The 13,685-nt window shown below is 41.7% G+C and carries 9 protein-coding genes; 6 read left to right on the top strand and 3 right to left on the bottom strand.

The window, feature by feature from the left end:
- Positions 1 to 69 precede the first annotated feature (69 nt).
- The 3 genes from IEE86_RS14270 to IEE86_RS14260 form a co-directional block, all read right to left on the bottom strand.
- Positions 70 to 666: a biotin transporter BioY gene (locus tag IEE86_RS14270; RefSeq protein WP_191097812.1), complete on the bottom strand. Its 597-nt coding sequence runs from the start codon at positions 664 to 666 to the stop codon at positions 70 to 72.
- Between the two features lie 115 nt (positions 667 to 781).
- A complete protein-coding gene (gene ald / locus IEE86_RS14265; protein WP_191097811.1) occupies positions 782 to 1,918 on the bottom strand; it encodes an alanine dehydrogenase in 1,137 nt (378 codons plus the stop codon).
- Between the two features lie 110 nt (positions 1,919 to 2,028).
- Positions 2,029 to 3,258 carry a PucR family transcriptional regulator gene (locus tag IEE86_RS14260; protein ID WP_191097810.1) on the bottom strand — a complete coding sequence of 410 codons (1,230 nt, stop codon included), beginning with the start codon at positions 3,256 to 3,258 and terminating at the stop codon, positions 2,029 to 2,031.
- A gap of 404 nt (positions 3,259 to 3,662) precedes the next feature.
- Here IEE86_RS14260 and IEE86_RS14255 point away from each other — a divergent pair, with 404 nt between their 5' ends.
- The 6 genes from IEE86_RS14255 (at position 3,663) to essA (ending at position 13,512) form a co-directional block, all read left to right on the top strand.
- On the top strand, positions 3,663 to 3,956 hold the full coding sequence (locus IEE86_RS14255) for a WXG100 family type VII secretion target (protein WP_003213769.1): 294 nt from the start codon (positions 3,663 to 3,665) through the stop codon (positions 3,954 to 3,956).
- 95 nt (positions 3,957 to 4,051) lie between these two features.
- A complete protein-coding gene (gene yukD / locus IEE86_RS14250) occupies positions 4,052 to 4,291 on the top strand; it encodes an ESX secretion system protein YukD (protein ID WP_003213579.1) in 240 nt (79 codons plus the stop codon).
- A gap of 14 nt (positions 4,292 to 4,305) precedes the next feature.
- Entirely contained in the window at positions 4,306 to 5,619 is a 1,314-nt protein-coding gene (gene essB / locus IEE86_RS14245; protein WP_191097809.1) for a type VII secretion protein EssB, read from the top strand.
- 51 nt (positions 5,620 to 5,670) lie between these two features.
- Positions 5,671 to 10,146 (top strand): type VII secretion protein EssC, encoded by a 4,476-nt coding sequence (gene essC, locus IEE86_RS14240; protein WP_191097808.1) that lies wholly within the window; start codon positions 5,671 to 5,673, stop codon positions 10,144 to 10,146.
- Entirely contained in the window at positions 10,143 to 13,037 is a 2,895-nt protein-coding gene (gene esaA, locus IEE86_RS14235) for a type VII secretion protein EsaA (protein WP_191097807.1), read from the top strand. Before essC ends, esaA begins: the two co-directional genes overlap by 4 nt.
- Complete coding sequence (gene essA, locus IEE86_RS14230; RefSeq protein ID WP_191097806.1) at positions 13,027 to 13,512, top strand: type VII secretion protein EssA; 486 nt, start codon at positions 13,027 to 13,029, stop codon at positions 13,510 to 13,512. Before esaA ends, essA begins: the two co-directional genes overlap by 11 nt.
- Positions 13,513 to 13,685: the final 173 nt, after the last annotated feature.

Raw genomic sequence — 13,685 nt, 5'->3', positions numbered from 1 at the left:
TTTTTGTTTTCATGAAACATTCAACTTGTACAAGTGCAGCTTCCTTCATAGTAAGGAACTTTTTTGTATCTATGACGCAGCTTGCTGCTTTCGAAAGGATGTGGCTTTTGAAACAGAGCGATAAATTCTAGGTGCCAGCATCGCAAGTAATATGGTTAATGCATAGTCTTTTACCATAAACCAGATCATGAAGAACCATGTTGTTTGATAGGAAATCGGTGCATTCAGCCAAACATTTAACGCGAAGTACGTATAAGTTGTCCCGATCACATACATCACGGTCGTTCCAGCAATGGCTGCAAGTAAAAAGTGGCCAAAGCCGGGGTTTTTTCTTTTCTCTAGAATGAATCCGGCAAGCCAGGCAGCAGGAATGTACGATAACACAAAGCCGCCGCTTTTGCCTAAAATGACCCCAAAGCCCGCAGAGAACTGTGCGAATACAGGTGCACCAGCAATCCCTACAAGAGCATAGACAATCATGGCTAATGCGCCAAGCCGTCTGCCGAGCAAAAGGCCAGCAAGTACACAAAAAAACGGCTGCATAGTGAGTGGAATTCCGCCGACCTGTAAAAACGGCACAATGGATGTGATATTCGCTCCTATAGCCATCAGTGCAGCGAACATTCCAACTAGTACAAAATCAGCAGTTCTTGTCTTCTTTTGCATGATGTTTCCCCCTGTCTTATCTGTACAAATAGAGTAAGGGGAAGAGGGGTTTTTGTCAACTTATTTTTGTTTTAGGTTAACAATAAAGCTCGCCCATGAAAGGGCGGGCCATATATTAAGCTTCAGTCATAGAAGATGTATCGATTGCTTGATTTACAGGCACGTACTCATAGCCAAGATCACGAGCGACAGCTTCATACGTGATATGTCCGTTCATCACATTGACACCTTCAGCAATCGCTTTATTTTCTTTGATGGCTTTTGCAGCACCTTTATTTGCAATTTGCAGCGCGTATGGGACGGTAACATTGGTTAAAGCAACAGTCGATGTTCGCGGAACCGCACCTGGCATATTCGCAACGGCATAATGTAAAATGCCGTGTTTTTCATAAGTAGGCTGATCATGCGTTGTGATATGATCAACCGTTTCCACAATTCCGCCTTGATCAATGGCAACATCTACAATGACAGAACCTGGCTTCATTTGTTTCACCATTTCTTCTGTTACAAGTGTCGGTGCCTTGGCACCTGGGATCAGCACAGCGCAAATGAGCAGGTCTGCCTCACTGACTGAATCTGCAATGTTGACAGGGTTAGACATTAACGTTTTCATTTGGTGACCAAATTGATCATCGAGCTGACGCAACCGTTCTGCGTTTAAATCAATGAGTGTCACATCTGCGCCAAGGCCGATCGCCATTTTCGCTGCATTTGTTCCAACAACACCGCCGCCTATAATCGTGACCTTTCCTCTCGATACCCCTGGTACACCGGCGAGCAAAATGCCTTTACCGCCTTTTGGCTTTTCTAAAAATTGTGCACCGATTTGGGCGGCCATTCTGCCCGCCACTTCAGACATAGGGGTTAGCAGAGGAAGTGATTTTCCGTCCGTTACCGTTTCATAAGCAATGGCTGTGACGCCTTTTTGTTTTAAAGCTTCAGCCAAGGAGGGTTCTGCGGCAAGATGCAGGTACGTAAATAAGATGAGTCCTTCTCTGAAATATGAATATTCCTCAGGTAATGGTTCTTTTACCTTCATGATCATATCAGAAGATGCCCACACATCTTTCGCTTGATCAAGAATTTCTGCACCAACAGATACATAATCGTCATCAGTGAATCCGCTTCCAGAACCAGCGTTTGTTTCAATTAAAATCTGGTGTCCAGCTGAAAGCAATTGAGAAGCTGCTCCTGGTGTTAATGCCACTCGGTTTTCATTGTTCTTAATTTCTTTCGGAATGCCGATGATCATGTTTATTCCTCCTATGCTTATCTATTGATATTGTATGTCTAGTGTATCCTGAAAGTTTAGAAAATTCTTCGGTTGAAATAAAAAATAAAAAAACGCCTCTTTGTGAAATTTCACAAATGGACGTTTTTTAGCTTCATATCAAGATAAATGGTCATTTTCTCATTCATGTTTTTTAAATCAATTTCTGCAATGTCTGTAATCCGTTTTAATCTGTAATTCAATGTGTTGATATGAATGTTTAATTGCTTTGCGGCAATATTGGCATTGCTGTCACAGTCAATAAACCGTTCAAGGGTTTCGACTAGATTGGAATGATGCCTTAGGTCGTAATCCTCGAGCTTCGATAAAGAGTAACTCGAGTAAGACGAGCCCTTTCGCTTTTCAGCCAGCACATCTAAATACTGGTATATGCCGAGTTCGGAAAAACTGTTTAAACGTTCCGTTTCAACAGGAAAGCGTTCTTTTGTCTTTAATACAGCTAGTGCTTCTTTATAGGACGGCTGAATCTGAGAGATGTTATCGTAAATTCCACCAATGGCCGCCTGAACGTGATGAATATGGTAGCGATCAGCCAGCTGCTGCAGCATGCCGCTTGTGAATTGTTTAATATCTTGAAGCGGGTGCTCTGTTTTTGGCGAGACAAGAATAATGAATTCGTGAAAATCAACAGTCGTTAACAGCACCTGTACTTGCTGCGTTGTTTCAAGCAGATAGGATAGCTTTTTTTCCGTCTCCTCTGTGAGTTCGTCACGAAGGCGAAAGATGATAATGGCATACGTGTCTGGACATCTCATGCCTAATCTTAAAAATAGGTCAAGCATCTCATCCTTTTCATGAATATGACCTGTGAGCATCTTCCAAAAAAGCTCCTGATTGCGTTCTTCTGTTTTCGTTTTTCGAATCTGTAAATTGAGTAATTTGTTTTTAACAGCATGTGCTGCCATTTTGAGAAGGTCCATTTCCTCTTCTGAAAAAGGCTGCGTGGATTCAATCGCCCAGATAAATCCGAGCACTTCTTTGTCCTTCCAAATCGATATGGCAACTCTGCTAGATAAACCCACCTCTGCAATTTGAGGGACACGAAGCGGTTCATCTGTTTTCAGGAGTGTAGGAATAATGCCGTCCTTCCAAAGCCGATTAATGACTTTTTCCGGTACACGGCGGGAGATAATAGTTGAAGTTCTGGCGGGATCAGTGAAATCATTGTGTGTGCTATATGCCAATAAGCGATGATGAGTATCTTCTATAGTAATAGGGCAATTGAGCACATCACTAATTTGGTCTGCCACATCCTCTAAACGATCAAGACTATACTTAAACGGATCTGTCTTTTTTGTCATAAAAAACCCCTGCTTTTTCGAATATTTCACGTACTTACATTATGAAGAGAATGAGGTACGTAAATCAATAAAAAAATGTCATAAACTTAAAAAACAGATAGCTTTAAAACAGAGCACTTGGAAGTGAATGGATATCAAAAAGAAATAGTACAATAATAATGTAGTAAAAAATCAATAGGTGAAAAGGTTCATCAAAGAGTGTGTACACTTATTAAGAATATATGACCAAAAAAATGTTAAATACTAGATAAAGAGCGAAAAAACAGTAATTCTATAGACTCATTTTGTAAAATAAAAACAGATTTGTTTGACTGTGTATCATTTCTGTTTTTATAATAATAACGTCAAAAAATAAGTGGATTAGCCCATTATATGGCGGCTATGCACGGGAGGTAATGAGGAATATGTCAGGAATTATTCGCGTAACCCCAGAAGAACTAAGAGCGACCGCTAAGCAATATGGTGTTGAAAGTCAAGAAGTGTTAAACCAAGTTGATCGTCTAAATAGAATGATCTCTGATTTAAAAGGAATGTGGGAAGGTGCTTCTAGTGAAGCATTTGCTGATCAATACGAACAGCTAAAGCCTTCATTTATCAAAATGTCTGATCTATTAACAGATGTCAGCAATCAGCTTGATCAAACGGCAAATACACTTGAAAGCACTGACCAAGACATCGCAAGCCAAATCCGCGGCTAACCAAAGGGATTTCCTTTCTAAGTGTGAAAAGCAGAAAAAGCGCCGAGTCTGTCAATGGATGCCGGCGCTCTTTCTATTTTGTGAGGTGGAAATTTGTGTATATCGATATTACCATCGACTTAAAAAATTATGATGGCAGTGTGTTTGATTTGAGACTATCAAATTATTTACATATTAAACAAGTCATCCATATCGCCTGGCAGGCAAAACAAATCTCACTTCCTAAGCGAGAAGGCGGTTGGGTGCGTGTAGTCAATAAGAAAGCTGTGTTTTCAGGCGAATATAAGCTGTCAGACTGTGGAATCACCACAGGAGACAGGCTGGAAATACTATGAAAGGACTTTTGTAAATGGCAGATAAAAAGAGTTCCTATTTAGAAGAACAATTAGAAGCAGTCATGAAAAAAGAGGATGGGACCTACAGCTTCATTTTTCAAAGAGAGACAATTAAACTCTTAGACGGTTTAGAAGCGGCACCGATCAAAGACATCAACCCTTCATTTCAAAAAGAGATTCAATTAACCGAAGATGAGGTCATCATTTCGATTCAACCGCCTCCTGCCTATCAGGAATTTCGTTTCATCCATGCAAAGGATGAAAAAAGCAAATGGATTTTTTCATACCAGCTTGTCGATGCAGTTTGCAAACACGACGTGAAACGGCTGCATCCTATTGTTTCTCCTGAAAACATTGTTTTTCATCAAGGTTTAGCTCCTGCATTTTTGCATTACGGGGTTAAAGAAAGCATCCCGCCATATGAAACCGATGAGCATCGCCTGTTAAAAGAGGTCAAAGCCGTCATTTTGCGAGTGGTTGACCATGAGTATCAATTTCAGGAATATTTGGCTTATCATGATACGTTGAAATTATCAGAGCTGGCAAAGGAAATCAGTGAAGTGAAGTCGCTGGAAGAATTGTCCGCCCTCATTCAGCAAAAGATCGAAGCGCTTGAAATGAAAGAAAAGACGCTATTAACCATTCCTAAAAAGAAGTGGAAGATCGAACGATACATTGGACTGGGTCTCCTTGTCCTGTTAATTCCCGCATTGGTGTATACCATTTACACCTTCTTTTTCGCGATGCCGAAGCAAGAAGCGTATGTCGAGGCAAACAAATATTATCTCAACAAACAGTACAGCCAAGTGGTGGATACGCTAGAAAAATATCCAGCCAATCAAATGCCAGTCTCTCTTCAATATGAACTGGCCATTTCGTATGTGCAAACGAACCAGGGCAGCCTGTTACTTGATCAGCACAAAAAGGAAATCACGGATACGTATACATTGCAGACAGATCCGCAATACTTCCTTTTCTGGATTCACATTGGACAAGGCAATAGCAAGGAGGCGCTTGATATTGCAAGGGTGCTTGGAGACGACAGGTACATATTCACGGCACTCGTCGCCTATCGCAACGAAATTCAAAACGATGACAGCCTTTCTGCTGAAGAAAAACAAAAACAGCTAGATCCAATTATTAAGGAAATGGCGAAATATGAAGAAAAAGAAACAACGGAGACAAGCACGAGTGACTCCTCGGGCGCAAGCCAAACAGATGAAACAGCTGAACAAAAAGATCAGTCAAAAGCCGATCAAGAGAAAAAAGAGAAAGAATCTGAAGCGAAAAAGAAAACCTCTCAGACGAAAAAAGATGAGAAAAAATAATTCTTTCGATACAACCGACAGTTGGCGCTGTCCCATGAGGAGGTGGAGCGTTTGAGTCTTCTTTGGGTTTTTTATGAGGAGGATTATCAAACCGTCCGTTTAGATGAGCAGTTCAATCGAGAAGCTGTGATTGGACCTGAAATAGAGCACACGGTGACAATTTCTTCACTTTCGTTTGATGAAGGAGCAATTCGTTTATCTCCTGATGAATCGAATGATGGTTTTTCTATTTATCAGGGAGAAGAGAAGAAAGGTACATTACTTCCACATGAGCCATGTAAGATTGGATCACTCACACTTATTTTAATGGATGCACATCATGATCAACACATTTATTACCTAGGAAATAGAGTGGAGGTATCCTTTTCAAGTGAGGAGAAAGATGAGGTCGATATTTGGAAAGACCAACCTCATTCCATGTTTCCACATGCCAATCAGTTCACTTTAGAACAAATTGAGGGAACTTGGTATGTTGTGCCTCAGGAAGAGACGATTTATGTGAACGGAAAGCAAATCCACGGATCAGAAAGGATTCATGCCGGAGATGAGCTACTTTGGAACTTTCTGACGGTGACACTTAAAGATGATGATTTATTGCAGGTGACAGCATACGAACCATTTCAAACACGTTTAGAAAAAACAAAACCACCAAGCACAGAAACAAAACAAAAATACCCTTTATACAGACGGACACCACGTTTAATTTATGATCTTCCAGATGACCGGGTATCCTTCAGCTTTCCTTCGCAGGAGAGTGAAAATAATGGCAGAGGGCTTTGGCTTGTTGTTCTTCCTCCGCTTGTGATGCTGATTGTTATGGGAATTGTCGCACTCATCCAGCCGCGCGGGATCTTTATCATTGTGTCGATGGCCATGTTTATCATGACGTTAATTACATCGTCCGTCCAATACTTTAAAGAGAAGTCACAGCGTAAAAGACGGGAGGAGAAACGGCAGCGTGTCTACTCTCTTTACTTAGAAAATAAGCGGAAAGAGCTGCAGGAGCTGTATGACCGTCAGCAATATGTCCTGACGTATCATTATCCGTCGTTTGAACAAATGAAGTACTTAACGTCGGAAATTAGCGGGCGTATTTGGGAAAAGACGCTTGTCAGTGACGACTTTTTGCAGCTACGTCTTGGAACGGGCGCTGTTCCGTCAAGCTATGAGTTATCAATGAGCGGCGGCGATATGGCCAATCGTGATATCGATGACTTAATGGAGCAAACGCAGCATATGCAAAATGTGTATCGTGAGGTCAAGGATGTACCGGTTACATTCGGACTGGCTGACGGCCCAACAGGATTAATTGGAAAGCCTGCGATTGTGAAAAAGGAGCTTCATCAGCTTGTCGGACAGCTTGCCTTCTCGCACAGCTATCACGATTTGAGATTTGTCTTTATCTTTCATGAGCAGGAGTATGAGAATTGGGAATGGATGAAATGGCTTCCGCATTTCCAGCTGCCTCATACATACGGCAAAGGGTTTATTTATAACGAACAAACACGTGACCAGCTTTTGTCCTCTATTTATGAGATTTTACGTGAGCGTGATCTAGAAGAAGAAAAAGAGAAAAAAATCTTTACGCCTCATTTTGTGTTTATCGTGACAAATCATGAGCTCATTGCTGAACATGTGATTTTAGAATATTTAGAAGGCAGCCGGACAGATCTTGGCATCTCGATTATCTTTGCTGCAGAAACGAAGGAAAGCTTAGCTGAAAATATCTCGACGCTTGTCCGTTATATTAACGAAGAAGAAGGAGATATTCTCATTCAGCATAAGAAGGCAGTACGGATTCCTTTTCAGCTTGATACACATCAGCGCACGGACAATGAGCTGTTTGCCAGAACGCTGAGAACATTAGATCATCAGGTCGGAATGACCAACTCGATTCCTGAAACGGTCTCATTCCTAGATCTTTTTCATGCCAAACTGGTAGACGACATTGGCATTCGTGAAAAATGGCTAACTTCAGAAACAGCAAAATCATTATCTGTACCAATCGGTTATAAAGGGAAAAACGACATTGTCGATCTGAACCTGCATGAAAAAGCACACGGCCCGCATGGACTGTTGGCTGGAACAACGGGATCAGGGAAAAGTGAATTTTTACAGACGTATATTTTATCACTCGCTGTACACTTTCATCCGCATGAAGTCGCTTTTCTGCTGATTGACTATAAAGGAGGAGGAATGGCGCAGCCTTTCCGAAATATTCCTCATCTACTTGGAACCATCACCAATATTGAAGGCAGCAAGAATTTTAGTGAAAGAGCACTTGCCTCGATTAAAAGTGAACTGAAGAAAAGACAACGGTTGTTTGATCAGTACAATGTGAATCACATCAATGATTATACGAAGCTCTATAAGGAGAAAAAGGCTGAACAGGCGATGCCTCATTTGTTCTTAATCTCTGATGAGTTTGCTGAATTAAAAAGTGAAGAGCCGGACTTTATTAGGGAGCTTGTAAGTGCCGCGCGTATCGGCCGAAGCCTCGGTGTCCATCTTATTTTGGCGACTCAAAAGCCAGGCGGGGTCATTGATGATCAAATTTGGAGTAACTCACGCTTTAAGGTCGCACTAAAAGTGCAAGATGCGTCAGACAGTAAGGAAATTTTGAAAAATAGTGATGCGGCGTCAATTACCGTCACAGGACGAGGATATTTACAAGTTGGAAACAATGAAATCTATGAATTGTTCCAATCGGCTTGGAGCGGTGCACCCTATATGGAAGATGGCTATGGATCAGAAGATGACATCGCCATTGTGACAGATACCGGACTCATTCCGTTATCAGGGGTGAGCACAGAGCCAGCGGTGAAAAAAGAAACAGTGACAGAGATTTCAGCTGTTGTGGATGAAATTGAACGTATGCAGCAGGAGCTTGGGATCGAGAAGCTCCCGAGTCCGTGGCTTCCACCGCTTGAAGAGCGTATTCCAAAAACGCGTTATGCGTCGAGTGAAGAGCATGTTTTCCATTTTGCGCTTGTCGATGAGCCAGATCAGCAAAGCCAGCATCCGCTCTCTTATCAAATGATGGAAGACGGGAACATTGGGATCTTCGGTTCCTCTGGCTACGGCAAATCACTTGCTGCCACAACACTGCTCATGAGTTTTGCGGAAAGATATTCACCTGAAGAATGGCATGCGTATATTTATGATTTCGGAAACGGGACCCTGCTTCCGTTAGCTAAACTTCCGCACACCGCTGATTATTTCTTAATGGATCAAATGAGAAAAATTCAGAAGTCAATGAAGCGTCTGCGGGAAGAGGTTGAATACCGCAAGTGGTTATTCAGACAGCAAGAAATGAGTCATATCAAAATGTACAATGCCTTAAATGAGAAGAAGCTTCCGTTCATTTTTATCGTGATTGACAACTTTGACATTGTGAAGGACGAAATGCATGATCTCGAATCTGAATTTATCCAGCTAAGCCGTGATGGGCAGTCGCTCGGCATTTATTTCTTGATCACAGCGACTCGTGTAAACGCAGTGCGCCAATCGCTTATGAACAACTTGAAAACAAAGATTGTCCATTACTTAATGGATCAAGGAGAGGCATACTCGATTATTGGCAGACCGAAATTCAGCCTAGAGCCGATTCCAGGTCGCGTCATTATCAACAAGGAAGAACTTTACTTTGCACAAATGTTCCTGCCAGTGGATGGAGAGAACGATCTCGAATTGTTTGAGCATCTGAAACAAGAGATCCAGCTTCTTCATGATCGCTTCAAAGAGGCTGAAAAACCAAAGCCTGTGCCAATGCTGCCTGATAAGCTGACAGTTTGGGAGCTTGAGAATCGTCTAGATGAACAAAAACAGCCTTACGACATTCCAGTTGGACTAGATGAGGAATCTGTGGCACCTGTTTACTTTGATTTGAAAAAGAATAAACATTGTCTCATTATCGGTCAAACGCAGCGCGGGAAAACGAATGTGACAAAACTGATGCTTGATCATCTTTTAGAGGCAAAGCCTGAAAAGCTGGCCGTCTTTGATTCAATTGATCGAGGCCTTTCCCATTATGCAAAAGAAGAGAATATCGATTACCTTGAAACAAAGGATGATATTACCGAATGGGCAGAGGGAATGGTCCAATTATTCAAGGTGCGGGAAGAGATGTACGTCGAAGCTGTACGCAGAGGAGAGACCGATCAGCTGTCATTCCCTCAAATTGTGCTTGTGGTCGATGGCATCACACGCTTTCAGCAGACAATCGATCCGCGTCTTCAAGATCAATTGGCGGATTTCATGAAGTCATATGCACACCTAGGCTTCAGCCTGATCGCATCAGGCAATCATACCGAGTTCAGTAAGGGCTATGATGCACTCACAAACGAAATCAAACAAGTTCGTCATGCTATGTTACTCATGAAAAAATCAGAGCAAAACATCATACCGCTTCCGTATGCAAGACAAGAACCAGAGATTCAGCCAGGCTTCGGTTATTTGGTTGAAAACGGGAAAGAGAAGAAAATCCAGGTTCCTTTATGTGCGGTAGAAAGGAAGAGTGTTCAATGACAGAGCAGCAAAAAAGCTCCATCAAAATCGTATCCACCATGATATTGATTCTTGTGCTTCCGGTTTTATTTTTCCACCTGATTGGAGATGACCCGGCAAAACAGAAGAAGAATGCGACACGAAATATTGCGGTGGTCAATGAGGATATGGGAGCGAGCGAAAGTGAAAACACGGCTCGTTTCGGACAGGATGTTGTGGCAGCATTGTCAGAGCGTCCTGATTATACATGGACTGTAGTGAATCGCAGTGCGGCGGAAAATGGACTGAAAAACAGAAAGTATGACGCTGTCCTCTATATTCCGTCTGACTTCTCTAAAAATGTGCTGAGCTATGATAAAGACCATCCCGAAAAGGCGTCCATTCAATTTTCAATTCAAGATCAGCTCAATGCAGTTAATAAAGAGAAAGTGCAAAGAGAGCTGGAAAATGCACAAAAGAAAATGAATGAACAGATGTCGACGCTATACTGGAGTTTTGTATCACAGGAAATCGGCAATGTAAGAGAAGAGTTTGAGCATATTGTCGGCAAAGAAGTCGAATTCCAAAACACGATGTACAACTTCTATAAGCCGAACTCGAACAAACTATCAGATGCCGTACAGCAGCAGAAGAATCAAATAGAAGAATTAAAAAATGCGATGGCCGATTCACAGAAACAATATAAAGACGGCTTGAGTACAACAGAAGAAGCAAAGAACCAATTAAAGGACTTTGTGAAAGCAGTCGATCAATACCAGGAGTATCAAGACAAACAAAAGGATGTCTTGATCAAAGCGCAATCAACAAGTCAAAAGCAAATCCAGCAAGGGCTCAAACAGCTCGCTGACATTCAAAACCAAAATGCCCGCAGCTTTAGTGACCAAATGGGCGGACTCAAAACAGACATCAATGGGGTACAAAGTCAGCTGAAAACAACTGACAGCGCCATCCAATCTGTTCAAAAGTCGAGAGAAGACGTTATTCCTGATCAATCAAAGGGATTAGCTAAACTTGTGCAGGACTCTCAGGAAGAACTAATTAAAACCTATGAAAAGCGGTACTTGGACTATTATAAAAATAAGATTATCGTCTTGCAGAATAAGTTAGACACAAAAAGGCAAGAGTTAATAAACGCACCTAAGCCACCAGAAGACGATAATGACGACGATTCATCAGATCAAGATAATGAAAACCCAGAAGAGATTGGGATTAACCTAGATGAAGAAACAAATGAGCTCTCGCAAATTTCAACAGAAATGAACGATCTCGCGGATCAATTAGCAGATCAGGAGACGCCGCCTACTGGAGATGGCAATGATGATAAAACCGGTGATGATCCTGCTCAGCCAGATACCGGCAGCACGAATTCATCCAAGGATGATCTAAAAGCACTCGCTACTCGTCTAGATGAAGTGAAAAAGAAAATTCAAGAAAAAGCGGCAGCTCATAATGACGAATTGAAAGATAAAGTGAGTCAGATAAATGAAGAGCTTAAAGACCTTTCTGACAAAATAGATAAACTTGAAAAGAAGTTTCTACAGTTACAAGATCGATATAATGTGATTCCAAATGAAATCAAAAATCAGGAATCCTCTATTTTAAGCAAAGTAAAAGAGCTGAAACAAGAAAACTCACCTATTGCAAATGCCTTTAACATTAAGATATTTGATCAAGAGTTTGAAACAAATACAAGAAACACTAAGAAATTAATGGAGTATTCCAATCAACTCTCTCAACTAGAAATGATGCTTAGTAATTTATACGAACCAACAAATAACTCTTCTCTATATGACACAAAAGGAGAAGAAATCCAGTCCATCCTCTCCATCAAAAAAGAAGAAACAGAAAACTGGGATAAGCTCAAAAATCAGATGCTGACATCAAACGATGATGTGTCTACTTTTATTGATAAGATGCAGAAGTTTTCAGATGGCTATGCAGAATACATTTCGACTCAGCAAGCAAGCATGGAACAGGAATTAAAGACAATTTCTGAAAGTGCGAACAATGTAGCCGAGCAAATGGCTGATCAAGGAGATGCGGTGTATACGGCAGACCTTGCAGGCAGTTCAATTGTCGTCAGTGCGCAGGATTCAATTGGACAGGAAGTGCTTCGTCTTTCTGAAAATATGAGTTCGTTAACCGACCGCCAAAAAGGTGTGGCGGATTATACGAATAACATTGAAGAAAGTGTCACAACGGTTCAAGAAAAAGCGGATACGCTAAATGAAAACTGGAGCAAGAATGTCAATTCAACGAAGCTTGTTCAGCGTGATTTAAATGGTATATTAGGAAATACATTGAGCGATCAAGGCAACAGCAACTATGTGTATAACCACTTAGCCAATCCGCTCAAAATCAGCGGCGATGTCCCGGAAGAAAAAACGCAGACTGTACCACCAGTGGTCATTTTGGTCATTGTGATGATCAGCAGTTTATTGATTGGCTTTTTTAGCTCGTATTATGCGGCGGCTCCGATGCTGGTCAAAGGTGCACTTTTTGGCATTTTGAATCTGTTAGTCGGACTTATGATCAGCTTGTTTGGACTTAATATCTACAAACTCGCAGATGATCAAGCCATTCAATGGTCGATCTTTACGATTTTGCTGTTGGTGGCGTGCTCTGCCTTTATTCGCACAGCCTTCCTTTTTGGATCTATCGCTGGATGGATGGCAGCAACGGCGCTCATTTTCTTCTTTGTTGCACCATTAATTGATTTGGTGATGCCGAATTTCCACTTTACAAATCCGGTGACAGACGTGTATATGTCGATCCAATATGGAAATGGGGACAATTTTGGAATGGGCATCACAGGGCTAGTGATTTTAACTGTCCTCTTAATGGCCATACCACTTGTAACAAAGCTATGGAAAGATAAAACAGAGGAACGTGATGTGACTCATGAGGCTTAATCTGTTCGTGAAAGGGATGGCACTTGGTGTCATATCCCTTTTTCTCCTCATCCCTGCTGCTTTTGCTGCTGGTGAAGACACGGATACAAATGTCAAGCCGAATGAATATCAGGAAAAGGAACTCAATATTAACTCGAGTATATTGAGGGATCAAACGAAATACGAACAAAGCAAAACAACAACAAAGGTCAAAACAGATATTCATTTTACTGACCCGCCTAAAACCTCGGGTGGACAGCTTTCGCCACAGCTATTCAGTGATTTAAAAGAGAACCCGCCCAAAACACCAGCTCGTATGATGAAAGAGATGAACATCTCTTTTAGCGATTCGGCTGTATCGGCACCTTCTGTCGATGATCATGAGAAACAGACATCTGCGCTACTTCCGATCATCTTTGGCTTCTTGATAGTCTTTGGCATGATCGTGATGATCATCCTGATTCCAAAGGTAAATGTGAAGGCTGAAAAGAAATAGTCTCAGATTTTAGTCCTTTGTTTTCTTTTCAGCGTGAATGAAAACCTTTGAAGTCTAGGAATGGTGAGCACCGGCGCGCAGACCTGACAAAGAATGCGAGGGTTTGTCTACACGCTGAGCCTGTCTCTTTAGAAGAGGCAGGCTTTTCTTTATGCAGATTGCTTGATGTCATG

Origin of the sequence: Bacillus crepusculi (genome assembly GCF_014764715.1) — a bacterium.
GTDB lineage: Bacteria > Bacillota > Bacilli > Bacillales > Bacillaceae > Bacillus.
Note: the sequence above shows the minus strand (reverse complement) of the source record. Positions and strands in the feature narration are given on the sequence as shown.

Coding starts and splice junctions, on each gene's coding strand:
- IEE86_RS14270 (WP_191097812.1), bottom strand. CDS start 666: ATGCAAAAGAAGACAAGAACTGCTGATTTTGTACTAGTTGGAATGTTC.
- ald (WP_191097811.1), bottom strand. CDS start 1,918: ATGATCATCGGCATTCCGAAAGAAATTAAGAACAATGAAAACCGAGTG.
- IEE86_RS14260 (WP_191097810.1), bottom strand. CDS start 3,258: ATGACAAAAAAGACAGATCCGTTTAAGTATAGTCTTGATCGTTTAGAG.
- IEE86_RS14255 (WP_003213769.1), top strand. CDS start 3,663: ATGTCAGGAATTATTCGCGTAACCCCAGAAGAACTAAGAGCGACCGCT.
- essB (WP_191097809.1), top strand. CDS start 4,306: ATGGCAGATAAAAAGAGTTCCTATTTAGAAGAACAATTAGAAGCAGTC.
- esaA (WP_191097807.1), top strand. CDS start 10,143: ATGACAGAGCAGCAAAAAAGCTCCATCAAAATCGTATCCACCATGATA.
- essA (WP_191097806.1), top strand. CDS start 13,027: ATGAGGCTTAATCTGTTCGTGAAAGGGATGGCACTTGGTGTCATATCC.